Source organism: Plantibacter sp. M259, assembly GCF_006065115.1.
GTDB classification, from domain to species: Bacteria; Actinomycetota; Actinomycetes; order Actinomycetales; family Microbacteriaceae; genus Plantibacter; species Plantibacter auratus.
In genome coordinates this window covers 2,948,062-2,974,067 of the sequence record NZ_CP040750.1, presented here as the reverse complement: position 1 = coordinate 2,974,067, position 26,006 = coordinate 2,948,062, and the positions used below count along the sequence as shown (strand labels likewise).

Annotated in this window: 29 protein-coding genes; 18 read left to right on the top strand and 11 right to left on the bottom strand. The window is 70.3% G+C overall.

Annotation, left to right across the window (positions count from 1 at the left end; genetic code table 11):
- Positions 1 to 46: 46 nt before the first annotated feature.
- Both FGL15_RS20385 and FGL15_RS13920 read right to left on the bottom strand, forming a co-directional pair.
- Entirely contained in the window at positions 47 to 220 is a 174-nt protein-coding gene (locus tag FGL15_RS20385) for a hypothetical protein (protein ID WP_161578549.1), read from the bottom strand.
- A gap of 71 nt (positions 221 to 291) precedes the next feature.
- The gene (locus FGL15_RS13920; RefSeq protein WP_138946484.1) at positions 292 to 1,125 is read right to left on the bottom strand and encodes an SDR family NAD(P)-dependent oxidoreductase; all 834 of its coding nucleotides are present in this window, start codon (positions 1,123 to 1,125) and stop codon (positions 292 to 294) included.
- A gap of 77 nt (positions 1,126 to 1,202) precedes the next feature.
- Here FGL15_RS13920 and FGL15_RS13915 point away from each other — a divergent pair, with 77 nt between their 5' ends.
- The 10 genes from FGL15_RS13915 to FGL15_RS13870 all read left to right on the top strand — a co-directional run bounded on the left by FGL15_RS13915 (position 1,203) and on the right by FGL15_RS13870 (position 11,069).
- Positions 1,203 to 1,469 carry a hypothetical protein gene (locus tag FGL15_RS13915; RefSeq protein ID WP_138946483.1) on the top strand — a complete coding sequence of 89 codons (267 nt, stop codon included), beginning with the start codon at positions 1,203 to 1,205 and terminating at the stop codon, positions 1,467 to 1,469.
- Between the two features lie 310 nt (positions 1,470 to 1,779).
- Positions 1,780 to 2,631 (top strand): GtrA family protein, encoded by an 852-nt coding sequence (locus tag FGL15_RS13910; protein WP_138946482.1) that lies wholly within the window; start codon positions 1,780 to 1,782, stop codon positions 2,629 to 2,631.
- A gap of 19 nt (positions 2,632 to 2,650) precedes the next feature.
- The gene (locus FGL15_RS13905) at positions 2,651 to 3,964 is read left to right on the top strand and encodes a glycosyltransferase family 2 protein (RefSeq protein WP_079706229.1); all 1,314 of its coding nucleotides are present in this window, start codon (positions 2,651 to 2,653) and stop codon (positions 3,962 to 3,964) included.
- Positions 3,961 to 5,991, top strand: a complete 2,031-nt coding sequence (locus tag FGL15_RS13900; protein ID WP_138946481.1) for a glycosyltransferase family 39 protein — start codon at positions 3,961 to 3,963, stop codon at positions 5,989 to 5,991. The genes FGL15_RS13905 and FGL15_RS13900 overlap by 4 nt, the downstream gene beginning before the upstream one ends.
- 80 nt (positions 5,992 to 6,071) lie before the next feature.
- The gene (locus FGL15_RS13895; protein WP_138946480.1) at positions 6,072 to 6,920 is read left to right on the top strand and encodes a DUF4397 domain-containing protein; all 849 of its coding nucleotides are present in this window, start codon (positions 6,072 to 6,074) and stop codon (positions 6,918 to 6,920) included.
- Positions 6,921 to 6,922: 2 nt separating this feature from the next.
- Positions 6,923 to 8,107 carry a glycosyl hydrolase family 8 gene (locus FGL15_RS13890; protein ID WP_138946479.1) on the top strand — a complete coding sequence of 395 codons (1,185 nt, stop codon included), beginning with the start codon at positions 6,923 to 6,925 and terminating at the stop codon, positions 8,105 to 8,107.
- On the top strand, positions 8,104 to 8,775 hold the full coding sequence (locus tag FGL15_RS13885) for a class F sortase (protein WP_138946478.1): 672 nt from the start codon (positions 8,104 to 8,106) through the stop codon (positions 8,773 to 8,775). The genes FGL15_RS13890 and FGL15_RS13885 overlap by 4 nt, the downstream gene beginning before the upstream one ends.
- Positions 8,776 to 8,861: 86 nt before the next feature.
- Entirely contained in the window at positions 8,862 to 9,629 is a 768-nt protein-coding gene (locus tag FGL15_RS13880) for a polyprenol monophosphomannose synthase (protein WP_138946477.1), read from the top strand.
- A 103-nt stretch (positions 9,630 to 9,732) separates the two neighbouring features.
- The gene (locus tag FGL15_RS13875; RefSeq protein WP_138946476.1) at positions 9,733 to 10,716 is read left to right on the top strand and encodes an SDR family NAD(P)-dependent oxidoreductase; all 984 of its coding nucleotides are present in this window, start codon (positions 9,733 to 9,735) and stop codon (positions 10,714 to 10,716) included.
- Between the two features lie 113 nt (positions 10,717 to 10,829).
- Positions 10,830 to 11,069: a hypothetical protein gene (locus FGL15_RS13870; protein ID WP_138946475.1), complete on the top strand. Its 240-nt coding sequence runs from the start codon at positions 10,830 to 10,832 to the stop codon at positions 11,067 to 11,069.
- A gap of 125 nt (positions 11,070 to 11,194) precedes the next feature.
- Here the strand turns inward: FGL15_RS13870 and FGL15_RS13865 are convergent, their stop codons facing one another.
- Both FGL15_RS13865 and FGL15_RS13860 read right to left on the bottom strand, forming a co-directional pair.
- Entirely contained in the window at positions 11,195 to 12,931 is a 1,737-nt protein-coding gene (locus FGL15_RS13865) for a sodium:proton antiporter (protein WP_138946474.1), read from the bottom strand.
- Between the two features lie 63 nt (positions 12,932 to 12,994).
- Positions 12,995 to 16,618, bottom strand: coding sequence for a DEAD/DEAH box helicase (locus FGL15_RS13860; protein WP_138946473.1), 3,624 nt, complete (start codon positions 16,616 to 16,618; stop codon positions 12,995 to 12,997).
- Positions 16,619 to 16,811: 193 nt separating this feature from the next.
- On the opposite strand from FGL15_RS13860, the gene FGL15_RS13855 reads away from it, so the two are divergent.
- The 4 genes from FGL15_RS13855 to FGL15_RS13840 all read left to right on the top strand — a co-directional run bounded on the left by FGL15_RS13855 (position 16,812) and on the right by FGL15_RS13840 (position 19,651).
- A complete protein-coding gene (locus tag FGL15_RS13855; protein WP_079705193.1) occupies positions 16,812 to 18,305 on the top strand; it encodes an SDR family NAD(P)-dependent oxidoreductase in 1,494 nt (497 codons plus the stop codon).
- Between the two features lie 34 nt (positions 18,306 to 18,339).
- Positions 18,340 to 18,591: a ferrous iron transport protein A gene (locus FGL15_RS13850; RefSeq protein ID WP_138946472.1), complete on the top strand. Its 252-nt coding sequence runs from the start codon at positions 18,340 to 18,342 to the stop codon at positions 18,589 to 18,591.
- A gap of 9 nt (positions 18,592 to 18,600) precedes the next feature.
- Positions 18,601 to 18,906: a hypothetical protein gene (locus FGL15_RS13845; RefSeq protein ID WP_138946471.1), complete on the top strand. Its 306-nt coding sequence runs from the start codon at positions 18,601 to 18,603 to the stop codon at positions 18,904 to 18,906.
- 82 nt (positions 18,907 to 18,988) lie between these two features.
- Entirely contained in the window at positions 18,989 to 19,651 is a 663-nt protein-coding gene (locus tag FGL15_RS13840) for a pentapeptide repeat-containing protein (RefSeq protein WP_138946470.1), read from the top strand.
- Between the two features lie 200 nt (positions 19,652 to 19,851).
- On the opposite strand, the gene FGL15_RS21010 is transcribed toward FGL15_RS13840, so the two are convergent.
- Genes FGL15_RS21010 through FGL15_RS13830 form a run of 3 tightly spaced genes read right to left on the bottom strand, consistent with a single transcriptional unit; the run spans position 19,852 to position 21,541 of the window.
- Complete coding sequence (locus FGL15_RS21010) at positions 19,852 to 19,968, bottom strand: hypothetical protein (RefSeq protein WP_240773961.1); 117 nt, start codon at positions 19,966 to 19,968, stop codon at positions 19,852 to 19,854.
- A gap of 11 nt (positions 19,969 to 19,979) precedes the next feature.
- Positions 19,980 to 21,134, bottom strand: coding sequence for an FAD-binding protein (locus FGL15_RS13835; RefSeq protein WP_240773547.1), 1,155 nt, complete (start codon positions 21,132 to 21,134; stop codon positions 19,980 to 19,982).
- 56 nt (positions 21,135 to 21,190) lie between these two features.
- On the bottom strand, positions 21,191 to 21,541 hold the full coding sequence (locus FGL15_RS13830) for a DUF6804 family protein (RefSeq protein WP_138946469.1): 351 nt from the start codon (positions 21,539 to 21,541) through the stop codon (positions 21,191 to 21,193).
- Between the two features lie 71 nt (positions 21,542 to 21,612).
- Here FGL15_RS13830 and FGL15_RS13825 point away from each other — a divergent pair, with 71 nt between their 5' ends.
- Positions 21,613 to 21,930, top strand: a complete 318-nt coding sequence (locus FGL15_RS13825; RefSeq protein WP_124768759.1) for a hypothetical protein — start codon at positions 21,613 to 21,615, stop codon at positions 21,928 to 21,930.
- 13 nt (positions 21,931 to 21,943) lie between these two features.
- Here FGL15_RS13825 and FGL15_RS13820 read toward each other — a convergent pair whose 3' ends face one another.
- The 4 genes from FGL15_RS13820 to FGL15_RS13805 are packed head-to-tail and all read right to left on the bottom strand — an operon-like array spanning position 21,944 to position 24,100.
- Entirely contained in the window at positions 21,944 to 22,435 is a 492-nt protein-coding gene (locus tag FGL15_RS13820; RefSeq protein ID WP_138946468.1) for an SRPBCC family protein, read from the bottom strand.
- 17 nt (positions 22,436 to 22,452) lie between these two features.
- On the bottom strand, positions 22,453 to 22,716 hold the full coding sequence (locus FGL15_RS13815; protein WP_086474529.1) for a DUF1653 domain-containing protein: 264 nt from the start codon (positions 22,714 to 22,716) through the stop codon (positions 22,453 to 22,455).
- 9 nt (positions 22,717 to 22,725) lie between these two features.
- The gene (locus tag FGL15_RS13810) at positions 22,726 to 23,094 is read right to left on the bottom strand and encodes a nucleotide pyrophosphohydrolase (protein ID WP_229939433.1); all 369 of its coding nucleotides are present in this window, start codon (positions 23,092 to 23,094) and stop codon (positions 22,726 to 22,728) included.
- Positions 23,095 to 23,134: 40 nt separating this feature from the next.
- Entirely contained in the window at positions 23,135 to 24,100 is a 966-nt protein-coding gene (locus FGL15_RS13805; RefSeq protein WP_138946467.1) for a nuclear transport factor 2 family protein, read from the bottom strand.
- A 169-nt stretch (positions 24,101 to 24,269) separates the two neighbouring features.
- Between FGL15_RS13805 and FGL15_RS13800 the strand changes: the two genes are divergently transcribed.
- From FGL15_RS13800 to FGL15_RS13790, 3 genes are all read left to right on the top strand, one after another.
- Positions 24,270 to 25,187, top strand: coding sequence for a ketopantoate reductase family protein (locus FGL15_RS13800; protein WP_138946466.1), 918 nt, complete (start codon positions 24,270 to 24,272; stop codon positions 25,185 to 25,187).
- Between the two features lie 246 nt (positions 25,188 to 25,433).
- Entirely contained in the window at positions 25,434 to 25,676 is a 243-nt protein-coding gene (locus FGL15_RS13795; RefSeq protein ID WP_138946465.1) for a hypothetical protein, read from the top strand.
- A gap of 24 nt (positions 25,677 to 25,700) precedes the next feature.
- Positions 25,701 to 25,988 carry a hypothetical protein gene (locus FGL15_RS13790; protein WP_138946464.1) on the top strand — a complete coding sequence of 96 codons (288 nt, stop codon included), beginning with the start codon at positions 25,701 to 25,703 and terminating at the stop codon, positions 25,986 to 25,988.
- The last annotated feature ends 18 nt before the right edge of the window (positions 25,989 to 26,006 follow it).

Sequence of the window (26,006 nt, the reverse complement as noted above, 5' to 3'; positions counted from 1 at the left end):
CCCTGTCCGGTCCCTGAGCCTGTCGAAGGGCAGCGAGTGGACGGGGTCAGCGCTCGCGCTTGACGAACGCCATGGCACCGACGACGAGGGCGAGCAGCACCCCGGAGACGAGCCCCCACACGACCGGGGCCTCAGGTCCGAGGACCAGGAGCATCAGCAGCGCGGCGAGCGCGAGGACTCCGGCGACCACGAGCGCCGTCGTCCATTCGTTCCATCGCATCCCACCAGCCTAGGCTCCCGTCCCCCAGGCCGGGTGGCGTGAGAGCCGCTGAGACGGACCGGCGGGACGGCTCAGCGGTGCTCGGCGAGCAGCTCCTCGGTCCGTTCCCAGAGCCCGCGGGCGAGGGCGACGTCGGCGGCGAGCTTGTTCGTGCGTGCCGGTTTCCGCTTCACGAAGTAGCCGCCCGAGGTCCAGTCGAGGCCAGGCTGACTCTCGGCCAGCCAGAAAAGTGTGTCGGCGCCCTCCTCGGGGGTGTTCAGCAGGCGACGCCCGAGCGGGTTCGCATAGAGGAACCGCATCGCGCCGTCGGGCGAGCTGGAGAAGTTCGTCGAGATGACGCCCGGGTGGAACGCCGCCGCGGACAGGCCGCGCGGGCCGTACCGGCGGTCGAGTTCCTTCGTGAAGAGGATCTGCGCCAGCTTCGCGTTGCCGTAGGCGCGCGTGGGCGAATAGGAGCGTTCGGCGTCGAGGTCGTCGAGGTCGAGCTTCCCGAACAGGCGGTTGGCGACGCTCGAGGTGTTGATGACCGTCGCCTCGGACTCGACGAGGCGGTCGAGCAGGAGGTGGGTGAGGAGCGCGGGTGCCAGGTAGTTGATCTGGAACGTCTGCTCGTGGCCGTCGGCCGTGACCCGGCGGTCGGCGCCGAAGATGCCGCCGGCGTTGTTGGCGAGGACGTCGATCCGCGGGTACTGCTCAAGGAGCTGTTCGGCGAGGAGCCGCACCTGCGCCAGTTCGGCGAAGTCGGAGATGAACGAGGCAGCCCCGATCCGCTGCGCGACGGCCGCCGTCTTCTCCGGTGACCGCCCGACCACCACGACCTGCTCGCCCGCGTCCGTCAACGCCTTCGCGGCCGCGGCACCGATGCCGTCGCTGGCGCCGGTGAGGACGATCACCCGGTCGCTCACGCGGAGGACTTCCGGGGCGGGGCTCGCTGACGTTGGTCGGGCGCGCCCGCTGGTCGATGTCGGGGACCTCACGGCCGATGGCGAGGTCGCCGGTCTTGTTGGCGTCCTGCATCATCGACTCGAGCCAGCTGCGGTTGAGCTCCGGACGCTGCTCCTGGTCGAACTCGAACTGCAACGAGATCGACGGGTGCACCCAGATCGTCACGCGTCCGCCACCGGTCTCGAGCGAGCGCGGCCAGGAGATCGTGAAGGACTCGTTGCGCCGCAGCTTCATGACCGCGATCGACTTCACGTGCGCGAGCATCCGGTCGTCGAGTTCGAGTTCACGCGATGAACTCCCGTAGATCAGCTTTCCCACCAGATGTCTCCCTCTGTGCCGGTCGTCTCGCGCACCCTCGAATCAGGGCATCACGACGCCCGAGCACACCGGGCGTTGCCCCCATCGTAGGCGACCGAGGGATCGCCGTCGTGCCGGTTGACGAGCGGGCGGCGGCCCAGTTGAGGGGGCCGCGGTGTTGTCCCCCACAGCCTCGCGAATACGTCAACTTCCGCGGAAAATCAAGGGATTTCGGCCCTGTTTCGTGAACCTGGCAAAGCCCTGGGCGGTGTCGCCGCCGACCAAACCGCGGTCGGCGCCGCCCCCGAACGGCGTGCATGACCGTGAAGCCCGAATCTTCCGTCGTGCACCCGAGCCAGCCGTCCGTCCTCGAACGATCCGTCGCTCCGGGAACGCGTCCCCGCCGTGCACGCCAGCCGTTGCGTCTCCCCAAGCTCGTCTCCCAGCTGGTCACCTTCGGCCTGGTCGGTGGCACCGCGTTCGTCGTGGACGTCGGCGTGTACAACCTCCTCCGGTTCACCGTGCTCGACGACAAGCCGATCGGCGCGAAGGTGATCTCCGTGGCCGTCGCCACGATCGTCGCGTGGCTCGGCAACCGGGCGCTGACGTTCCGGACCGAGCACCGCCGCGCGGTGTGGAAGGAGGGCGCCCTCTTCGCCCTCATGAACGTCCTCGGCCTCGGGATCGCCGCGGGGTGTCTCTTCGTCTCGCACTACGTCCTCGGCTACACCACGCCCCTCGCCGACAACATCGCGGGCAACGGCGTCGGACTCGTCCTCGGCATGGTGTTCCGCTTCCTCGCCTATCGGTTCGTCGTGTTCCGGCCCGCCGAATCGGCGGCCGCTCGCCGTCGGAGCACGACGACGCAGGAAGCGCCCGTCTCGAGCCCGGCCGCACCGGCACCCGCCGCCGCACCGCGCACCACGACCCTCGTCGATCCGCACCGACCCACGCACTGCCGACCTCTGGAGGCCTGTCCTGATGGCACCCGCACTCGCACCGCTGCTCGGAGCGCTCGCGCTCATCCCATCCCGCCCGTTCGCCGCCGCGGACGAGCCCAGCCCCCTGCTGACCCCGCAGCCCGCGGCACCCACGGAACCGCTGCCGAACCGCGGCACCCTGGTGGACCCGGCGTCGGCGGCCGACCCCGGCTCCTGGAGCATCGGTGAGTGGCTCGGCTACGGCACCATGCTGCTGTTCGCCGCCGCACTGACGATCATCGCCGTCACCACCCTCTACTGGATGCTCCACGCCTGGCGGTCGACCGGCCACCTGAAGAACACCGGGTTCGCCGCGGTCCCGCTGCCCGCCAAGCACTCCTTCACCCTGCTCGTCCCGGGTCGGCACGAGGAGGAGGTCATGGGCCAGACCCTCGACCGCCTCGCCGAACAGGACCACCCCGACTTCGAGATCATCGCGATCGTGGGCCACGACGACCCGGGGACCGAACGCGTCGTCCGCGAGGCCGCCGCACGGCACCCCGACCTCATCAAGGTCGTCGTCGACGACAGCGTCCCGAAGAACAAGCCGAAGGCCCTCAACCGGGCGCTGCAGATCGCCCGTGGCGACGTCGTGGGCGTGTTCGACGCCGAGGACGAGGTGCATCCGCGCCTGCTCACGCTCGTGGACTCCCGCTTTACCGAGAGCGGCGCCGACGTCGTCCAGGGCGGCGTGCAGCTCATGAACTTCCAGTCGAGCTGGTGGTCGCTCCGGAACGTGCTCGAGTACTACTTCTGGTTCCGGTCGCGCCTGCACTTCCACGCGAACTCCCGCTTCATCCCGCTCGGCGGCAACACGGTGTTCGTGAAGAAGACCTGGCTCGACTGGTCGGAGGGCTGGGACGACGGCTGCCTCGCCGAGGACTGCGAGCTCGGCGTCCGACTCTCGAGCGCCGGCGCGACGGTCGTCGTCGCGTACAGCCCGGAGGTCGTCACCCGCGAGGAGACGCCAGGCACCCTGCAGTCGCTCTACAAGCAGCGCACGCGCTGGAACCAGGGCTTCCTGCAGGTGCTGAAGAAGGGCGAGTGGCGCAAGCTGCCGACGTTCCGTCAGCGCATGTTCGCCCGCTACCTGCTGTCGATGCCGTTCCTCCAGGCGGCGACCGGTCTCCTCATCCCCGTCTCGGTCCTGCTGGTGCTGTTCGCGAAGGTGCCCGCACCGATCGCGCTCCTCACCTTCATCCCGCTCGCACCGACGATCGTCACCCTCGCGGTGGAGGCCTCCGGGCTCGGTGAGTTCGGCCGCCTCTACGGCCAGAAGGTCCGCCTCCGCGACTACGCCCGGCTGATCCTCGGCACCTTCCCGTACCAGATCTTCCTCGGCCTGGCCGCCGTCCGCTCCGTCTTCCGCGAGTGGAAGGGCGACCACTCCTGGGAGAAGACGGAGCACACCGGCGCCCACCGCAGCGAGGAGGTCGCCGAGGCCACCGAGGCCGCTCCCGTCTCCGTCGACCTGCCCGACCGCGCACCCGAGCTCGTCCTCCAGAACGGAGCAACCCGATGACCGGCATCCTCGAACGACCGGCGGCCGCCGGCCGACCAGAGCTCCACCTGGAGAGCGACCGCCTCGGCTGGCTCGCCTCAGGGCCACCGACGCAAAGAGGCCCCGGCGTCGTGCGACGCTGGCTGTCGCGCCACGGTCGCACCCTGGCCTTCCTCCTGCCCGTGCTCGCCATCGCCGCCGTCGTGCAGGCCATGAACCTGGGCGGATCCCCGCAGCGCATCGACGACGAGGGCACCTACACCGCCCAGGCGTGGAGCGTGCTGAAGCTCGGCGAACTCGCCCACTACACCTACTGGTACGACCACCCGCCGCTCGGGTGGCTGCAGATCGCGGCCTACACGGGGCTGACCGGTGCGTTCGACCGCTACGACATCGCCGTGGTCGCGGCACGTGAGGCCATGCTGGTCGCGACGCTCATCGCCGTCGTGCTCGTGTGGGTCCTCGCCCGCCGCCTGCACCTCAGCCGGGCCATGGCCGCCGTCGCCGCACTCGTGTTCGCGATCTCGCCGCTCGCGGTCCAGTTCCACCGCACCGTCTACCTCGACAACGTCGCGGTGCCCTGGCTCCTCGGTGCCTTCATCCTCGCGACGAGCCGCAAGCACCAGCTCGTCGGCTTCGCGGGTTCCGCCGCCGCGTTCGGCATCGCCGTGCTGAGCAAAGAGACCTTCCTGCTCGCCCTGCCCTTCCTCGCCTGGACCATGTGGCGCGCGGCTCGGAAGGAGACCCGCCGGTACACGCTGCCGGTCGCCGCGACGATCGTCGTCGTCATCGGCTTCACGTACGTGCTCTTCGCCGCCATCAAGGGCGAGCTCATCCCCGGCCCTGACCGGGTGAGCCTCCTCGGCGGCGTCTTCTTCCAGCTCGGATCCCGCGTCGCGAGCGGATCGCTGTTCGACCCGGAGAGCCTGTCGGCGAAGACCCTCGGCATGTGGTGGCAGTTGGACGCGGCACTCCTCGTCACCGGCGCGGTGGCCGCCGTCGCCGGACTCTTCATCTCGCGGCTGCGGGTCATCGCCGCGATGACCGTCTTCCTCGGCCTGTTCATGCTGCGTCCGGGCGGCTACCTGCCGGTGCCGTACGTCATCATGCTGCTGCCGTTCATGACGATCCTCATCATGGGTGTGACCGGCGCGGCCATCCGCCGGTTCCGTCGCCGCTCGACCGTCGAGGCCGGTGCACCGCGCCGTCGTCTCCTCGGCGGACGTGCGGCCGGAGCCGTCTGGATCGCCGCCGTGCTCACAGCAGCCGTCGTCGCCGTCCCGAACACGGCGACCCAGCTCCGCGGCTTCCTCCTCGCCGACCTCGACAAGCCGGTCCGGCAGGCCCAGCAGTGGGTCCAGACCAATGTGCCGAAGGAGTCCCGCGTGATCGTCGACGACGCGATGTGGGTCGACCTCGTCGAGAGCGGCTTCGATCGCGACAACGTCATCTGGTACTACAAGATGGACACCGACTCCGCCGTCCAGGCCCAGTCGCCCAACGGCTGGCGCGACGCCGACTACATCGTCACGACCGACTCGATGCGGACCTTCCCGACCACCTTCCCCGAGGTGAAGGGTGCGATCGACAACTCCGAGCTCGTCGCGACCTTCGGCTCCGGGACGCAGGCCGTCGAGGTCCGCCGCATCGACGCCGACGGTCTCGACGCGGCAGCCGAGCAGGCTGCCGGACGCACGGCGGCTCGGGCGGCGCTCGGCGCGCAGCTCCTGCTGAACCCCTCGCTCAGCGTCTCGGCGGAGGCCGCGCAGACCCTCAGCGACGGCCAGCTCGACTCCCGCGCCCTGCTCGCCCTCGGACAGGTGCTCGCCACGACGCCGGTCCGGCTCGAGAGCACCCCGGTGCTCGACGGCGAGACGGGGGACGTGCGCCGGACCATGGTGCTCCGCACCGGCACCGAGGCGGGCGACGGCCGTCTGGCCGACTCCATCCGCTCGATCCAGGGCGACTACGCCGCTGATCGGGTCGATGAGACCGCGGCCGGCGTCCGCGTCACCTACTCCGTCGTCGAACCCGACGTCGTCCGCTGACCGGCTTCCCGAGCACCGGCTCGGGCCGGACGCCCGAACCATCCGACCCCCCGAACCACCCGAAGAACAGGAGTTCCACCATGCGAACCACCACCACGAGGCGACTCGCCTTCAGCGGCCTCGCTGCCGTCGCGACGGCAGCACTCATCGGCTTCGGCACCACCGCCGCGAGCGCGGCCACCACCGATGCCGCAGGCTCCGGCTGGATCCGCGTCGGCCACCTCTCGGCCGACACCAAGACCGTCGACGTGAAGCTGTCGGCGCTCTCCGGCGGCGCGACCGTGTTCGAACTCGACGACGTCGCCTACGGCCAGGTCTCCCCCTACACAGACCTGGCCGCCGGCACCTATGTGGTGTCGATGGTGCCCGCCGGGTCGCCCGACAGCACGAAGCCGGTCATCAGCACCAACGTGACCATCACGGCAGGGGAAGCGGCCACCGTCGCGGCCTACGGTCCCAACAAGGACCTGCAGACGAAGGTGTTCGAGGACGACCTCACCGGTCCGACCGAGGGTGCGGCGCGCATCCGACTGATCCAGGCATCGACCGACGTCAAGAGCGTCGACGTCAGCACCTCGACCGGCATGCCGATCGCGAAGGGCGCCACCACCGGAACGGCGACCGATTACGCGAGCGTCCCAGCCGGCCCGTGGGATCTCAAGCTGACCGGCGGCAAGCAGGCGGCCGAGGCCTCGGTGAACCTCGCGCCCGGCACGGTGAGCACACTCTTCGTGCTCGACAACGCCGCAGGTGGCGTCACCCTCATGCCCGTCCTCGACAGCTCAGCGGCCGGCGACGCTCCCGAGGGTCCGGTGGAGACCGGTGGCGGTGGACTCGCCAAGGAGTCGTCGACGCTCGGGTCCGTCCTCGACGACCTCGACGCGAAGCTCGCCCGGCTCGTGCGCGACCTCGGGACGGCGGCGAGCTGACCATGAGCGCCAAGAAGACGATCGGCATCGCCGCGACCGCGGTCGCCGCGGTCACCGCGACCGCCGTGATCGCCTCGCTGGCGACCGGGTTCCCGGCGAACCTCCTCCACGGCCCGACCGCGGCGTCACCCGGCTCCGCCGACGCCGACGGACAGCCTGGCCCGACCTCGACGGTCACGGACCGGACGACCACCGAGGCCGCAGACGCGTTCCTCGCCGACTGGGTCGACGACGGCCGCGTCGTGCGCCGGGACCAGGGTGACGACACGGTCAGCGAAGGGCAGGCCTACGGACTGCTCGTCGCGGCCGGTGTCGGGGACGAGCAGTCCTTCACCGAGATCTGGGACTGGACCGAGCAACACCTGCAGCGCCCCGACGGGCTGCTCGCCTGGCAGTGGAGCGACGGCGAGGTCGTCGACGACGAACCCGCCAGCGATGCGGACCTCGACGCCGCCCGCGCGCTCGTCATCGCCGGCACCCGCTTCGACGAGCCGCGGTTCACCGAGGCCGGCGTCACGCTCGCCGGCGTGATCGCGGACCGCATGACCGCCGAGACCGCCGCGGGGAGGATCCTGCTGCCCGGCGTCTGGGCCGCAGCGACCGAGCCCTACGCGTACAACCCGTCCTATGCCTCCCCCGTCGCCTTCTCGGTGCTGGGTGCGGCGACGGGTGACCCGCGGTGGGCCGAGCTGCAGGCGGGTTCCGCAGCGGTCACGACCACCCTGCTCGACGAGAGCCCGCTTCCGCCGGACTGGGCCCAGGTGCACGCCGACGGCTCCGTCGACGCCATGCCTGGCGCGGCAGGGACCGGGCAGAGCGTCCGCTACGGCTACGACGCGGCCCGACTCCCGATCCGCTACGCCGAGTCCTGCGACACCGCCGACCGGGCGACCGCCGCCCGCCTCGCCTCGACCCTCGCGCGGTCGAAGGAGCTGCGGGCGGAGACCGACCTCGGCGGATCTCCGCTGACCTCGGACGTGCACCCGCTCGCCCTCCAAGCCCGAGCGGCCGCGCGTGCCGCGGTGGGCAACCTGCCGGAGTCGGCGGACGATCTCCGAGCCGCCGACGAACTCGCGCAGGAGGTGCCGAGCTATTTCGGCGCCGCCTGGGCAGCCCTCGCGCCCATGATGCTCACGACCGGTGAGCTGGACGGGTGCCCGCCGCTCACCGAAGGAGCCACCTCATGATCCGCGCACACCGCCGGACGATCGGCACGCTCGCCGCGGCCGGAGCACTCCTCACGGCGCTCGCCCTCTCGGGCTGCGCCACGACGCACGCCGGGCAGACGCCGACCTCGCCGAACGCCGCCGACGGGCCCATCACCTCATCGGAGGCGACTGACCGTGGCGCCGCCGGCGCGAAGCAGGACCCGGTCGCCCAGGCGCCGGCCGCCGATGTCAGCGCGCTGAGCGTGAGCCGGGTGCAGATCCCGTCGATCGGTGTCGACGCGGCGGTCGAACCGCTCGAACGCGATGCGTCCGGTGTCCTCCTGCCGCCCGTCGAGTGGGAGGACGCCGGGTGGTACCGCGCCGGCGTCCTGCCCGGCCAGGTGGGGCCCGCGGTCATCGCCGGTCACCTCGACACGACCCTCCGTGAGGCGGTGTTCGTCCACCTCAAACAGCTCGTGGCGGGCGACCAGGTCACGGTCACGATGTCCGACGGCTCGACCGCCACCTACGCCGTGGACCGCGCCATCGACGTCGAGAAGAAGACCTTCCCCACCGAGGAGGTCTACGGGCCGACGCCCGACGCGCAGCTCCGGCTCATCACCTGCAACGGACCGTTCGACGACGCCGCGAACACCTACGCGAACAACTACGTGGTCTTCGCGTCGCTGGTCGGCACGACCCCGTAGCGCCGCTCCTCGCCGCCCCCACCCCTCGCTCCCGTCGAGGGGCCGCCCCGCTCCGAACCACTCCCAACGACCCGAAAGGAACCGACGTGAACCGCTCACTCGTCGTCATCCCCACCTACAACGAACTCGACAACCTGCAACCGATCGTGAACCGCACACTCGCCGTCCCCGGGGTCGACATCCTCGTCGTCGACGACTCGTCCCCCGACGGCACCGGGTTCCTCGCCGAGCAGCTCGCAGCGCAGCACCCGCAGGTGCACGTGTTCCACCGGGCCGTGAAGGACGGGCTCGGCGGGGCGTACCTCGCGGGCTTCGCCTGGGCGCTCGCGCGCGGCTACGAGGTCATCGTCGAGATGGACGCGGACGGCTCCCACCACCCCGAGGACCTGCCCCGCCTGATCGGACTCCTCGACGACCACGACCTCGCGCTCGGCTCGCGCTGGGTCCCGGGTGGCATCGTCGAGAACTGGCCCGCGCACCGGCTCGCGCTGAGTCGCGGCGGCAACCTCTACACGCGACTCGCCCTCGGGATCGGTGTCGCCGACGCGACCGGCGGGTTCCGCGCGTTCCGCAGCGAGGCACTACGTCGCATCGACCTCGCCGACGTCGCGTCGCAGGGGTACTGCTTCCAGGTCGACCTCCTCTGGCGGGCGCTGCAGCGCGGGCTCCGGGTCGTCGAGACGCCCATCGTCTTCACCGAGCGGGTGTCTGGCGAGTCGAAGATGAGCGGCGGCATCGTCTCCGAGTCGCTCAAGAAGGTCACGATGTGGGGCGTGCGCCGTCGCCTGCAGGAGCTCCGTGCGCTGCTGCACGGCCACCCGCTCCCCTCCGTGCGCGTGCTGTCCACCCGCTGACACCGGGTGGTGCGGGCGGCGGCGGCCACGGGCTGACGACGGCTGCACATCTTCCCAGGTCCTTCCGGTTCCGCCGCCCACGCCGGAGTCGTAGCGTGAGGGCATGACCAATCCCACGCGCACCCCGCAGCACCCCATCGGTTCCGGCTTCGGCCACTCGAGCACCGCGGCGGAGGTGCTCGAGGGCATCGACCTCACCGGCAAGCTCGCCATCGTCACCGGCGGGTACTCCGGTATCGGCCGCGAGGCCGTCCGCGCTCTGGTCGGCGCGGGCGCCCACGTCATCGTCCCCGCCCGACGCCCGGAGACCGCTCGCGAGGAGCTCGCCGGCATCGACGGCGTGGAGGTCGACGAACTCGACCTGGCCGACCTCGCGAGCGTCGAGGCGTTCGCCGACCGCTTCCTCGCCACGGGTCGGGGCATCGACCTCGTCATCACGAACGCCGGGGTCATGGCGGCTCCCGAGACGCGTGTCGGTCCCGGCTGGGAACTCCAGTTCGCGACGAACCACCTCGGCCACTTCGCCCTCGTCAACCGCCTCTGGCCCGCCATCGTCAAGGGCGGCTCGTCGCGGGTGGTCGCGCTGTCTTCCAGCGGCCACAAGCGCTCAGGGATCCGCTGGGACGACGTCCAGTTCGAGCACGGCTACGACAAGTGGGAGGCCTACGGGCAGGCGAAGACCGCCAACGCGCTCTTCGCGCTCCAGCTCGACACGCTCGGCGCCGAGGAGGGCGTCCGCGCGTTCTCCGTCCACCCCGGTGGCATCCTCACGCCGCTCCAGCGGCACCTGCCGCGCGAGGAGATGATGGCCCTCGGCTGGGTCGACGCCGACGGCAACCTCCTCGTCTCGGGGTTCAAGTCGCCCGAGCAGGGTGCCGCCACCGAGGTGTGGGCCGCGACCTCGCCGTCGCTCGACGGCCTCGGCGGGGTGTTCTGCGAGGACTGCGACATCGCCGGCCCGGCCGAGACCGCGGTCTCCCCGGCCTCCGGTGTCGCCGACCACGCGACCGATCCGGAGGAGGCGGCCCGACTCTGGGCGCTCTCCGCCGAACTCACCGGGGTCAACGCCTTCGCCGCCCGCGACTGATCGGCCGGCGCCACCCCTTGCAGCCACCCGCCCACGGACCTACCGTGAGAGCGGATCAGCGCGACGATGCGCGAGACGGAGACCGCCCAGGCGGATCTCGGAAGGAGCACCCCATGAGTGACCAGAACGCCGACATCAACAACCCGGGCCCGCACGACGAGGCCGTCGACGACGCGGCAGCCGAGCGCGTGGCGTCTACGACGAACCCCGGCCCGCACGTCGCCGCCGACGACCCCGCGGCGAGCGGCGAGGCCGACATCACGAACCCCGGTTCGGAGACCGAACGCGACGCTGCGGCCGAGCGCGAGGCGGAGCGCGTCGCGAACATCACCAACCCCGGCGGGAGTTCCTGACCCCACCCACATCCTGCTTCATTCCCTAACTCAGGAACGCCTCGGCGTGTCGCGCTCTACGCTCGCGGACGGGCGGCGACACACCACGGGAGTCCTGAGTTAGGGAACCGGGGTGGGGGGTCGGGCTAGTGGTCGGCGCGAGGCGGCCGCAGGCGCGTCTCCTCGATGTCGAGCATCGTCTGCGCCTCGGCGAGGATGCGCGACGGGTACGCACCGCGCGCCCGGGCGTCGAGGAGCCGCTCGCGCTCGGCCTGCACGACGGCGAGGCGCAGCTGGCGGTAGAGCCGGTGCGGTGTCTCGGCGTGCGTCTCACTCGGCGAGACCGACTCGCGCGAGCGTTCCCAGGCGGCTTCCGCCCGCAGGAACGTCGACTGTCTGACGCGTTCGAGCAGATCGGGGTCGATCTCCTCCTCGATGCCGACCGCCGAGGCCGGGTCCTCCAGCACGCTGATGCCCGCGTAGCTGATCTCGTCGAGCAAGGTCGCGAGCTGTCGACGGTCCTCGGACTCGTCGATCCCCTGCACCTTGAGCAGCCGGATGAGCCACGGCAGCGTGCCGCCCTGGACGACGAGCGTCACGACGGCGACCGTGAAGGCGATGAGGACGAGCTGTTCGCGGTACGGGGTGCTCTGCGGCAGTGACTGTGCGGCTGCGAGCGTCACGACGCCGCGCATGCCCGACCAGCTGAGGATGACGCCGCCTCGCCAGTCGATCTGCTCCAACCGCAACTGCTCGAGGTCGGCGCGCTGCCGCTCGTAGGCGCGCTCCCGCCGCCGCCGTCGATGCCATCGGCGGTTCTGTCTCGGGAACCGTTCCGAGTACCCCATCGACAGCCACCGTTGCAGGGTCTGCCGCTCAGCCCAGCGTTCTCGTGCACGGAGCCCGAGCACCAGCGGCCCCACCCACAGGAACCGCAGCGCGATGAGCGCGGCCGTCGCGACCAGACCGATCCCGATGGACTCCTCGACGGACAGGATCTCGGCGTCGACGGCGCCGATGAGGGTGCGGATCTCGAGTCCGATGAGGAGGAACACGGCGTTCTCGAGCAGGAACTGGATGGTCCGCCAGTTGATGCGGTCGCTGATCCGCGCCTGTGCCGAGAACGCGGCCGAGCTCGCGTGCCCCGTGTACAGGCCGGCGATGACGACGGCCAGCACGCCGGACCCACCGAGCGCCTCGGTCGGCATGAACGCCACGAACGGGACGGCGATGGAGATCGCAGTGTCGAGGACGGAGTCGTTGAGCTTCGACCGCAGCCAGACGGTGACGTACCCGGCGATGAAGCCGACGATGATCGCCAGGACGACCGCGTAGACGAAGTCGCCGACCGTCGCCCACGGCGTGAGCATGCCGCCGGCCGCCGCAGCGCTCGCCGATCGGAGGAGCACGAGCGCAGTCGCGTCGTTCACGAGCCCCTCGCCCTCGAGCACGGTCAGGAGGCGGGGCGGGAGGCCGAGACGGCGTCCGATGGAGGTCGCAGCGACCGCGTCGGGCGGGCTGATGATCGCGCCGAGGGCGATGGCGGCGGCCAGGTTGAGGTCAGGCAGCAGGCTGAAGAGGAGAAACCCGGCACCGAACGCGGTGACGATGACGAGCACGACCGACAGACTCGTGATGGTGGCGAGGTTGCGGCGGAAGTCCATGATCGGGACGCTGATCGCGGCGGCGTAGAGGATCGGCGGCAGGACGACGTCGAGCACGAGTTCCGGTTCGACCTCGATCTCCGGGACGCCCGGGAGGTAGGAGCGCCCGACACCGACGATCACGAGGATGATCGGCGCGGCGACACCGAGCTTGCGGGAGAAGGCCGCGACGGCGACGATCACCGCGATGCCGACGACCGCATACACCCCGAGTTCCATAGCGATCAGGCTATCGGTCGCTCGGCCGGCCCCACCCCGACGGCTGTCGTGGGCGCCGGGATACTATTCGAGCAGGCCTCGGATGTCCTCCGCGGTGAGCGCCTGACTGAACACCGCATCGTCGTCGAGGACCGCGGCGAAAAGCTCCGACTTCTTCGCTTGGAGCGCCATCACCTTCTCCTCGATCGTGTCGGCGGCGACCAGCCGGTAGACCATGACGTTCTCCGTCTGGCCGATGCGGTGCGTCCGGTCGATGGCCTGCGCCTCTGCGGCCGGGTTCCACCACGGGTCGAGCAGGAAGACGTAGTCCGCCTCGGTCAGGTTGAGGCCGAACCCGCCGGCCTTCAGGCTGATGAGGAACACGGGCGCGTCACCGGTGCGGAAGCGGTCGATGACCTCACCCCGACGACGGGTGGACCCGTCGAGGTACTCGTACGCGATGCCCTGCTCCTCGAGCCGACGAGCTGCGGTGCCGAGGAAGCTCGTGAACTGGCTGAAGATGAGCGCCCGGTGCCCCTCGGCGACGACGTCGTCGAGCTGTTCGAGGAGTGCGTCGAGCTTGCTCGAGGGGATGCCCGCGTGCTCCTCGGCGTCGATGAGACTCGCGTCGAGGCTGAGCATGCGGAGGAGCGTGAGCGAGCGGAACACGATGAACCGGTTGCGGTCGAGGTCGTCGACGAGTCCGAGGAGTTTCTGCCGTTCGCGCTGGAGGACGAGGTCGTAGAGCTTGCGGTGGGCCGGTGCGAGCTCGATGCGCAGCACCTGTTCCTGCTTCGGCGGCAGTTCGGGCGCGACCATCTCCTTCGTCCGGCGCATGAGCAACGGACGGATGCGTCGGCGCAGGGTCTGCAGCCGACTCGAGTCGAGACCCTTGCCGATCGGCTTGACGTAGTGCTCGGTGAAGCGCGGCGCCGACGCGAACAGCCCCGGCGCGACGATCGACAGCAGCGACCACAGCTCCATGAGCGTGTTCTCGATGGGCGTGCCGGTGATCGCGAGCTTGAACGGTGCCCGGAGGTCGACCGCGCACTCGTGCAGCTTGGCGCGGTGGTTCTTCACGAACTGCGCCTCGTCGAGGATGAGCGCCGACCACTCGACCGCCTGGTACGCCGGTGCATCGAGCCGGAACAGCGCATAGCTCGTGACCACGATGTCGGCGCCCGCCGCGAGGTCCGCGATCGACGCGCTCCCCTTCGCCTGCGTGGTCGCGATGCTGCGGACGACGAGGTCGGGCACGAAGCGCGTGGCCTCGGCGACCCAGTTGGAGACGACCGATGTCGGGGCGACCACGAGGAACGGTGGTGCCGTGGTCCCGGTGGTCTCGCGCGCGTGGGCGACGAGGGCGAGGGTCTGCAGCGTCTTGCCGAGGCCCATGTCGTCGGCCAGGATGCCGCCGAGTCCGTGCTGCCAGAGGAACGCGAGCCAGCGGAAGCCCTCGACCTGGTAGGGCCGGAGGTCGGCGTGGAGTCCCGACGGCAGCGGGGTGTCGGGGACCGCTTCGATCGCGTTGAGTCCGGCTGCGGCCTCGCGCCAGGAGACGGCCTGCTCGGTCTCGTCGGCGAGGTCTTCGAAGTCGGCCCAGAGGCTCGCCTGGTAACGGCTGATGCTCGGCTTCGTCTCCCACTCCTTGAGCGCGGCCGCCTCGGTGAGCAGCTCGCGCAGGCGGTCGAAGGCGGGGTGCTCGAGCGAGAGGTAGGTGTGGTCGACCATGAGCAACTTCGTGCGCCCCTTCGAGAGGGCCTTGAAGAGGGGCTCGAAGGGGACGCTGTACTCGCCGATGTGGATGACGATCCCGAGGTCGAACCAGTCGCGTTGCTCCGTCTCCACCGTGGTGACCGAGATGTGGGGCGTGCCCGTGAGCTCCCGGTACTCGGGGCGGTCGCCGGACACCTCGACGAGGACGTCGTCGAGCGATTCGAGGACGGGCAGGGTGCGCTCGGTGACGAGTGCCGCGTCGAACTCCGTCAGGACCTGCGGCCTGGGCGGCCAGACGCCCGGGGTGGTCAGCTCGTCGAACGAGCCGGCGGCGAGCGCCCGGCGTTCCGGTTCCGCTGCGGCGGCGATGGCGGCACCGACCCGGTCGAGGATGGCCCGCTCCGCGCGTTCGTCGCGGAGGACCTCCGCAGCGGGACCTCCGGTGGCGGCGTCGGTCGGCACGCCGTGGGGCACCGTCGACACGAGCGGTCGTCCTGCAGCGAGCGCCGGGGTGCCGCCACCGATCGGCACGCGCTGCGCCGGCGCGTACTGCCAGAACCAGGCGAGGCGCAGCGTCTGCTTCGGCTCGAACGAGGCTGTGAGGACGAGGACGGGCGGCACGATCTCGGGCAGGGCCACGGTGCCGTCCGTCGAACTCAGCGAGATGCTGCGGCGGAGTCGTGGGACGTAGTGCTCGAGGAACTCCGCCACCTCGGCTTCGGGGACGACGACGGGCTCGCCTGGCCCGAGGAGTCCGCGGGCCTCGTCCGTCAGCGGTTCGGCGAGGGGCGCGAGCACGATCGCCTGCTGGGGTTCGAGCGTGTAGTGGTAGAGCCCGTGGTCGCCCAGGGCTCCGCTCGTGGCCGCGTCGACGTCGGTGCCGTCGATCGTCACGACGGATCGGAGGACCACGCCCTCGTCGTCGTGCGCGGCGTCCAGCCGGATGGCGGCTGCGGTGCCGAGGGTGACCGTGCCCTTGCGCGTGCCGACGAGTTCGATTCCGAGTTGGGTCGCCTCCTCGAAGAGATGCCAGAGGACGGGGCTGCCGAAGTCGTCGAGGACGAGCCAGTCCGAGTCGCCGGCACCGGCGTAGGCGCCGGCCGGCGGACGGGTGGCACGCAGGAGCGCCTGGAACTGCGTGAACCACTGCTGGTGCGCCGGATCGAGCGACAGCCGGTGGCCCTGGTGCGTGAACGAGGTCCACGAGATCGTCGACTTCACGAACCCGCCGCCGGCCTTCTTGACGACGGGTCGGACGGCGATCCGGCGGGGGTGCCGCGGCTCGGGCGGGCCGTCGGCCGTGCGGGAGGTCGGTCCGCGCCAGCGTTCGGCGGTGCGCGGGATGCTCTCACGGACCTCGAACTGGAGCCCCATGGCCGTCGGTGCCGTGGCGCGACCGGCATCGCCGGCGAGGGAGTCGAGGCGGTTCCGCCAGCTAGGAGGTGCCAGCGGCGCCTGCGGACTCGGGGTCCACCGTGCTGCTCGCCGTTCCGCCTCCGGACGCCAGGAGGCGGGGAGGTCGTCGAGCTCGTCGAGGGCGTACATCGGCTGGTGCTCGGCCGGTTCGTCGAGCGCGGGGTCGTTGATGGGCGCGGTCCAACGCCGGTCGGAACGCCAGGCCGCCTCCTTCCCCGAAGGCGGCCGTTGTGGGGCCACCCACCGGTCCGAGCGACCTTCGGCCCGGAGGTGGGCCGCGTTGCTGTGCAGCAGGGTGGCGACGATGTGCTTGCAGTCACCGCGGAGGGGGCAGGAGCACGCGCTGCCTTCGATCCGTGCGAACCCGCCGGTGTCGTCGCCGAGGTCGATGATGCAGGCGTACGGGACGTCGGTGGAGCCTTCGACGATCCCGTGGAGCCGACGCTTGTCGGGGTCCCAGTCGGCGGCGGTGACCCGACCGTCCCTCGCGTAGACCCGGCCGCGGTCGAACGCCACCCGCCCGACGAGCCGGACGAGGTCGGCCACGTCGACCAGTGGTGCGGGCTTGGGAGTCATCGCCCCATGGTCTCACGCACGACGGACACCCTTCCCTCGGGCCAGCGCGGTGCGCTGACGCGAGCGCGGGTCTCAGGCGTGAGCGCGCCCCTCCGGAGGGGCACGCTCACGCCTGTGGGTCGCGGTCGGTCCAGCGCCCCGCGCTGACCACAGCACCGCCCGAGGCACGTCCGGCGGCTCGTAGAATGAAGCAATGACCTCTCTCCCCCACGACGAGCCTGCGAACCACGCTCCCGGCGACGACGCGGGCATCGATCCCACCGATCTCGAGGTCACGCTGCGCGTCCTCCAGACGATGGCGACGATGGACGAGGAGCACCCCGACTACCTCCAGGTGCGCCGTGCCACCGCCAAGATGTTCAAGGCGGTCAAGAAGGAGCGCCGACTCGACCGCCGGGCCCGGATCGCCGACGCCGACCGCGCCGTGATCGCCGCCACCGCGACGGGCGCCCCCGACCGCATCGACGACGAGACGCGGGGCATCCCGCTCGCCACCACCACGACGGCTCCGACCGCCGGCGAACTGCTGGTGCCGCGCAACTGCTACATCTGCAAGCAGCCGTACACGACGGTCGACGCCTTCTACCACCAGCTCTGCCCGCAGTGCGCGGCGATGAGCCACGCGAAGCGCGACGCCCGCACCGACCTCACCGGCAAGCGCGCCCTCCTCACCGGCGGTCGCGCGAAGATCGGCATGTACATCGCGCTGCGGCTCCTACGCGACGGCGCCCACACCACCATCACAACGCGGTTCCCACGCGACGCCGTCCGCCGCTTCAGCGCGCTCCCCGACAGCGCCGAGTGGCTGCACCGCCTGCGCGTGGTCGGCATCGACCTCCGCGACCCGGCCCAGGTCATCGCCCTCGCGGATTCCGTGGCCGAGCAGGGTCCGCTCGACATCCTCATCAACAACGCCGCGCAGACGGTCCGCCGCACGAAGGGCGCGTACCAGCCGCTCGTCGACGCGGAGCTCGCCCCGCTGCCCGACGGCCCACTGCCCGAGCTCGTCACCTTCGGCCACACGAACGACGCACACCCGCTGTCGCTCGCGGCGTCGGTGTCCGCCCACCCGATCCTCGCTGCTGCGGCCGCCAAGGCCGATGCGCTCACCGAGGCGGCCATGACGGCCGGGTCGTCGTCGCTCGAACGCCTCGCCGCCGGCACCGCGATCGACGCCGGCGGACTCGTGCCCGACGTCGACCACAGCAACAGCTGGGTGCAGAACGTCGACCAGGTCGAGCCCATCGAGATGCTCGAGGTCCAGCTGGCGAACGCGACCGCCCCGTTCATCCTCATCAGCCGGTTGCGCGCCTCGATGGCGGCATCCGACTTCCCGCGCACCTACGTGGTCAACGTCTCCGCGATGGAGGGTGTCTTCGGTCGTGGGTACAAGGGTCCAGGCCACCCGCACACGAACATGGCGAAGGCCGCGCTGAACATGCTCACCCGGACGAGCGCGCGGGAGATGTTCGAGACCGACGGCATCCTGATGACGAGCGTCGACACCGGCTGGATCACCGACGAGCGCCCGCACCCGACCAAGGTGCGGCTGGCGGAGGAGGGCTTCCACGCCCCGCTCGACCTCGTCGACGGCGCGGCACGGGTGTACGACCCGATCGTCCGCGGCGAGGCCGGCGAGAACCTGTTCGGCGTCTTCCTCAAGGACTACCGCCCGAGCTCCTGGTGAGCTGCGACTCGCGGTCGTGGTCGAGGACCCGGCCATGATCGGTCCGGCGGCCGTCCGCTTCCTCCGGGAGGCACCGCTCGGTTCGCGGGTCGTCGTGCGCTTCGCACTGCCCGAGAGCGCTGAGGCGGGTGCGACCGACGCCCTCGGCGAGCTCGTCGAGCGGTCGGAAACGGGCTGCACGGTCGAGACCAAGCGCGGACCGGTCGTGATCGCCGAGGCCGACGTCATCGCGGCGAAGCCCATCCCGCCGGCACCGGCACCACGGGAACGCCGCCGCTCGCCCTAGGCTGGGCCGATGAGCAGCGAAGCCACCCAGGACCCGTCGCCGACGCAGCATCGCGTCGAAGTGACACTCCGACGTCCCTGGTACGGCGCCTTCCAGCGTCCGACGGTGGTGTTCGACGGTCGCGGCCAGCCGGCGCAGTGGGGCACGGGGAGCTGGCAGGTCGGCGGGACGGACGTCTCCTTCGAGGTCTTCCTCTACAACCGGGTCTGGCGGTACGGCGCAGCCCGGACCACCTTGACCGCCGGCGTCGACACGTCGCTCGTCTACCGCGCTCCGCTCCTGCCGTTCCTCCCCGGTCGGTTCGCAGCGAGCTGAGCGGTGGCTCGGAAGCCCGTCGGCGGCCGCCCCTAGGCTGGCCGGATCACCCCATCACGCACGGGCATCGGGAGAACACGGCATGGCGAAACGCACTGGAACGACAGCACCACGGCTCGACCCCGTCCGTCTCATCGGATTGACCGACGGCGACGAGCGCGCCCTCGACGCGCACGACAGCGTCGAAGGCCTGCGGTTCGCCGACCTCGACCTGTCGCACCGTGACCTCTCGGGCATCACGATTTCCGAGTCCTTGCTCGCGGGCATTCGAGCCGACCAGACCGACTTCCGGGCGGCGTCCTTCCTCGACACCCGGCTCGAGCGGTGGGACGCGCCCATCCTCCTCGCCCCTCGGATTCGGCTGCGCGACGTCGAGTTGGAGGGGTCACGGGTCGGTTCCGCCGACTGCTACGACGCGAACTGGCAGTCCGTGCGGGTCACCGGGTGCAAGCTCGGGTTCGTCAACCTGCGAGGTGCTGTGCTGCAGGACGTCCTCTTCGAGGACTGCACGATCGACGAACTCGACCTCGCCGATGCGACGGCCACCCGGGTCCGGTTCGTCGACTGCACCCTCAACAGTCTCGACGTCACGCGGGCGAGGCTCACCGACGTCGACCTCCGGACGCTCGAGCTGCGTCGCATCGCGGGCATCGAGCATCTGCGGGGCGCGACGATGACCCCGTTCCAGGTCGGTGAGCTCGCGGCCATGCTCGCCGAGCAGTTCGGCATCCGAGTCGAGGACTGACCTCCCGGGTTGCGCCAGCGCGGTGCGCTGACGTCACCGCGGGTCTGACGCGTGGGCGCGGGTCTCCGGAGACCCGCGCCCACGCGTGTGCCCCGCGCCCACGCCGGTTCCCCAGCACTCGCGCCAGCGCACCGCGCTGGCACCCGATCGCCCGCGCTCACGTCAGCGCACCGCGCTGGCAAACGAGCCATCGGCACCCGCTACCGGGGCAGACGGACCCCGATGCGCTCCAGGTGCGCGTTCGAGAAGGTGCCGGCCGGGTCCAACTCCTCGAAGAGGTCCCGCGCGTCGGCCAGCCGCGGCACGACCTCGGCGATGCGCTCGGCCGTCAGGAGGTTGAGCTTGCCCCAGTGCGGGCGGGCACCGAAGGGGCGAGCGCATCCTCGATCGCGGGCAGCACCGCCCGGACCTCCTCAGGCAGGTTGCGCCAGGTGAAGTGCACGGCGAGCATCTCCCGGTGGTACGCACCGCTCAGCCAGAGCTTGTCGGGCGCGGCCGTGCGCAGTTCGGTCACGAGCAGCAGCGGGGCGATGCGGTCACCGAGCGCGCGCAGGGCAGTGATCGCGGCGGGTCCGTCGGCGCGGTCGATGAAGTACTCGGTCTGGATCTCGTCGCCGTTGCTCGGGGTCGATTCGAGCCGGAAGTGCGGCAGCCGTTCCCACCAGTCGCCGGGGACACCACCCTGCAGCGTGAGGTTGTCGGGGTCCGTCTCGACGAGGTTGCCGGCGGTCAGAGAGTCCCGCTGCACGCCGAGCCACGACTCCGGAACCACGGGCAGATCGTCGTTACCAGCGGCCAGGCGGGTCTTCCACCAGATCTGCTCGACGGTGTCGCCGAGCCAGTTCGTGAAGATGCTGACGCTGTATGCACCACCGGTGACGCCCTCGAAGTCGGCGAGGACGGCGTCCCACGGGACGTCGCGGTAGACGTCCTGACGCACGCGGTAGGCGGGCTGCACGTCGACCGTCACGCGCACCACGATGCCGTACGCGCCGAGCCCGATGACGAGGCCGTCGAAGCCGGGGTCCCCGCGACGGACGTGGACGAGTTCGCCCGTGGCGTCGACGTACTCGAGACCGCTGACGGCCGAGGACAGGATGCCGTTGTCGTTGCCGGATCCGTGGGTGCCGGTCGCGATCGCGCCGCCGATGGAGATATGCGGGAGCGAGCCCATGTTGTGGAAGGCGAGGCCCTGTTCGGCGAGCCAGGCGGCGGCGATCCCGTATCGGGTCCCGGCTCCGATCGTCACCGAGCCGGCGGCCTCGTCGAACACCAGGTCGGCGGGGATGTCGAGCACCGTGATGAGCGTGCCGTCGGAGTCGGCGAGGTCGGTGAACGAGTGTCGGGTGCCGAGGGCTCGGACCCGCGTGCCCGTCCTGGCGGCCTCCGCGACGAGCGCGCGGACCTCGTCGATCGACGTGGCGTTCACGATCCGCGGCGCTGCGAAGGTGTGTGTACCGGCCCAGTTGCGTTCAAGCGTCATGAGCGCAAGCTTGCCAGAGCCGGGACGACCCGCAGGCGTTCCCGAAACATTTCCGATCAGGCGGGCGGGGCGGCGTGCTTGTTCTCGAGCAGGACACCGACGGAGACGAGCACGACCGCGCCGAGGAACTGCGCGATGATCCAGGGGATGCCGCTGAACGGGAGCGGGAGGACCGGGTTCCACACGATCGCGACGAGCAGCGTCGGGATCATCCACAGCGGCTGCTTGGCCTGCCAGGCGAACACGGCCATGATGAGCGCGAGGATGCTCACCACGAACAGCACGATCGTGAAGGCGTCGAGTTCGAGCAGCGCGAGACCGAGCATGAGCGCGACCGCACCCATGATGCCCGGGATGAGCGCCGGGCGGAGGGCGAAGGGTGCGGGTGCGGGGGTCGGACTCGGCATCCCACGAGTTTACGCGGAGCGGCGGGGCGTCGCCGAGCGGTGCGGCGGGGCCGATGCGGCACAATCACTGCATGGGCGTTCTCATCTACGGTGCCGGAAGTCACTACGACTTCGACGACCGCGTGCTCGCCCACCTCAGGGCGGCGATCGGGAACAAGCTGCGGCGTCGGGAGTCCTTCTTCGTCGAGTGGACGAAGGGGGCTGTGGACGGCGGTGGGCGGGTGAGCCTCTGGATCACGAGCGACGTCCCGCTGCAGTTCCGGTTCGCGCAGCCGGAGCCGTCGGTCAACCAGGCGTGGGTGCGCGCCCTACTCGACTCCTCCTACACGCCGGGCGGCATGATGCTGACGCCAGAACCCAGCACTGCGACCGATCCGGAGACGGCGTGAGTGGAGGGCTTGCTCAGCGCTGCTCCACCAGCGCGGCGAGTTGCTCCGTGACGATCCCCCAGCCGGCGTGGAAGCCGAGTTCGAGGTGTTCGTCGCGCTGGGCGACCCCGCTGTGGAGCGCGGTCGCTCGGTAGCGGGTGCCGTCGGGGTGGTCAGCGAGGTCGATCACGGCGGTGATGAACGGCTGCTCGGCTGGCCGCCAGCCTGCGGTCAGCGCCGTCGTCCAGACGAGACGCTGCTCCGGAACGACCTCCAGCACGCATCCGGTGATCTGCGGCACGAAGTCGACGCCGTCCTCACTGAACTCGGTGCGGAAGGACCCGCCGGGTCGCAACTCGAACTCGACGACCCGACACACCGCCGGCGACGGCACCCACCACTGCCCGAGCGTCGCGGGGTCGGTCCACGCCGCCCAGACGGCCGATCGCGGCGCGTGGATGATGCGCTCGACCAACAGGTCGCGTTCGTCGGCCGGTTCGGGCTGCGTGTGATCGGTGTCGGTCATGCGGTGCTCCTCCGTGGTCAGTCGGCGTCGTCCTCGACGCGGGCGAAGCGCGGTCCCTCGTAGCCGTCGCGCGAGACGGGCTCGACGAACATCGCGAGCGGTCGCACCCACGACGTCGGCGGGGTCGTGGTCGTCCGGTAGAAGACGTACGGCTCCTCGGTCTCGCTGTGGCGTCCGACGCCGATGACCTCGTAGCGCGCACCCTTGAAGTGCCGGTAGGTGCCGGGCTCGACGCCGAAGGACTCGCCGTCGTCGGTGCTGGCCGTGCTGTCGTCGCTCATGTCGCGATTCTAGCCAGCGGGCGTCGCGGAGTCAGTGCTCGCTTCGTCGGCCCGGAGCTCGGACACATGCCGCACCAAGTCCTGCATCTGACGGGGGAACGCCTCGCCGATGTCGATGCCGAACCGGTCGGCGAGCACGAGACACGACCAGATGGCATCACACAGTTCGTGCTCGAGCTGTTCGAGTCCGATGCCGTCGATGCGACGCGTCCCGTCGAGCGTCATCACGATCTTGGCGAGGTCACCGACGTCGCCGACGAAGCCGAGGGCGACCTCCTGGTTCGTCCACGGGCGTCCGATCCGCTTCGTGCTGAGATCGTCGTAGGCGGCGGCGACCTCCATGGCGTGGGCGTTCAGCGTTGCGAAGTCCTGAGTCATCCCCAGAGCCTAATGAGCGCGCAGCTTGGAGGGCCGACAATCACCCGGCGGTCGGCACGACGTCCCAGTGCTCGCGGATGAGCTTGTCGTCGACCCGGAAGATGTCCGCTGCCAGAACGGGGTCGTCGGCCTTCGCTCCGACGCTCTGCGAGAAGGTCCACACGAGGTCGCCGTCGCTCAGCGAGATGACCGACTCCTGCGGCGGGAAGGTCGCGGAACCCGAGAAGAAGGATTTGAGCGCTGCCGTGCCGTTCGGTGCGACCGGGTTGTGCTGGAGGTAGGCGGGGTCGAACGCTTTGTCGAGGATCGAGACGTCCTGGTCGCGGAACAGCGTGTTGTACGCGCTCACCGCGAACGTCCGGTTCTGCTCCTCCTGCGACTCCGACGGCGCGACCGCGGGCTTCGCCGGGTTGTAGAGGTCGCTGAACATCGTGTTGGTGTTCCCACTCGCGGGCGTCCCGGTCGCGATCGGCTGATCGAACGCCCAGCGCTCCACGACGGCGCCGTCCCGCACCCGGAACAGGTCGACAGCGGCCTCGCCTGTCCGTTCGTCGGCCGGGTCGGAGGCGACCTGGTAGTGCACGGCGACGAGGTCGCCGTCGGCCGCGGTGTGCTTGACGACCGCCTGCGCCCCGGGGACCCGCGTCCGGTCGGCGGTGAACTCCGCCAGGAGTCCGCTCGGACCGGACTTCTGCCCGGAACCGTGCGCGACGGCGTCGGCCGCGACCAGCTTGTCGGTCGTCGCCACCGCCTTCGAGGAGGCGGGGTCGGGGAAGGCGTCCGTGTAGAGCTTGAGCACGGCGGCGAGGTTCTTCTGTTCGGTCTTCGAGTCGCTGCGGTCGCCCGTCGAGCCGCCGTCGGCGCTTCCCTTCCGCGCCGACGAAACCGAGGACGACGGATCGGGCACGGCTGCCGAGGTGGCCTGGCACCCCGCAAGCAATGAGACGCCGGCGAGGACGGCGGCGGTGCGGACGAGGGGGACGACGAGGGCACGTGATCTGGTCATGGAATCACTGTGCGACGGCGTTCTGAACCTCAGGTGAGGTGTCCCTGGGCTTCGCTGGGAATCGGTGTTTTTCAGTTCTGCGGTGCCTCGTCGAGACTCTTCGTCTTCGAGGTTTCGATTCCGGCCTTCTATGCGTCAGGTGGCATACCGCCCACGCGACGATAGTCGGATGAAGATCTTGATTGTTGGAGCCGGCGCAACAGGAATAGCTGTCGGGGTTCGACTGGCGGAAGCAGGTCGGGATGTCACCTACCTGGTTCGACCAGAGCGTCGACGACGACTCGAGCGGCACGGGGTGACGCTGACCGAACCCGCCGGAAAGCACGTGCTCGATGCTTCCGCGGTCACTGCCGACGCGCTGACCGGTCCCTTCGACCTGATCGTCGTCGCTGTGAAAGCAAGCGCACTCGCCGCGGTGGTCGAAGACCTCGCTCCCGCCGTCGGCCCAACGACGGTCATCGTTCCGCTCCTCAACGGGTTGCGACACCTCGACATCCTCTCCGATCGCTATCCAGCACGGGTCGCCGGCGGCCTCATGAAGATCGTCGCCACCGTGGATGAGGAAGGCGGCGCCGTGCAGATGACCCCGCTGGCCGAGATCACCATCGGGTCGCTCTCCTCGGACTCACCGCTGGGACCGATCGCCACCCTGCTCGACGTGCCGGGCCTGACCGTCATCGACGCGGAGGACATCCGACTGCGTCTCTGGGAGAAGTGGGCGTTCATCGCAGCGGCAGGCATCATCACCTGCCTGTTCGACAACACCGTGGGTCGGATCCAGGAAGCCGGCGGCCGCAGGTACATCGAAGCGGCGATCGCGGAGACAGCGGCTGTCGCCATCGCGGCCGGCTATCCGCCGCGCGCGGCTGCTCATGCACAATCCGTCCAGATTCTGGCCGAACCCGGCTCGACCTTCACCTCATCGCTGTTCCGCGACCTCAAGGCGGGGAACTCGACGGAGGCCGAACACATCCTCGGCGACCTGGCAGACCGTGCACGCGATCTCGAGATCCCGACGCCGCTGCTCGATCTGACCCTCGTGCGCCTCCGTGCGGCGGAAATCGACCGGCTGGATCCGGCGAACTGACCTGACACCGAGAGGCGTCGCGCGGTCGCACACAGGGCTCGTCAGCCCCTGCGCCGTGCTGAATCCGCGCGTCAGATATCGCCTACTCCAGCGAGCGCGATGGGAACGCGGACCTCAGACGCTCTGAGCCGCTGCCCGACATGAGCAGAGACCGCACTCGTTCTGGGCACTGTCGATACGCCCCGATCTTCCGAATCGTTTCCTCTACCCTGGGTGCAACGATCGTGATATCCGGGGGGGTGCATCGTGGGCCTGATTGAAGACGTGGGTGGTGGGCTGCTGCTCGCCCTCGGACTCCTGCTCGCCGGGCTGGTCCTCTTCCTCGTCCTCGCGCTGGGCACCCAGTACGTGCGGATGCGCCGCCGACGGCCGCAGGGCAAGGTGGCGCGCGCCGACGCCGAGCTCCGAGCGCACTTGTTCGAGGACGGCTTCTCCGATCACGAGGTCGCGGACGCGATTCAGACATCCCGGCCCCGTGATGATGCCTGATCGATGCGACGAAAGGCTCCGTGCATGCTGAACCGGTACGCGCTCGCTCGCACCCTCGGCGGTCTGCTGGGCCTCGGGGTCGGCTACCTCTTTTGGGAGGGGCTGCGGAACGCGATGCTGCGCGAGATCCCCGCTGGTGTGTGGGAAGCGGCGACGGCTTCCGACGCCTTCGTGTCGCTCATGTGCATCGCGGCTGTAGCACTGATCATGACGCCCGGGCTGGTGCTGTCCGCTGTCGCAGAGGAGGCGACGAAATGGTTGTCGCGCTTCGTACCTCGCCGTGCCGGCATCGAACAGCGTCCCTCATCGTGAACGAGGGGTTGCTCCGAC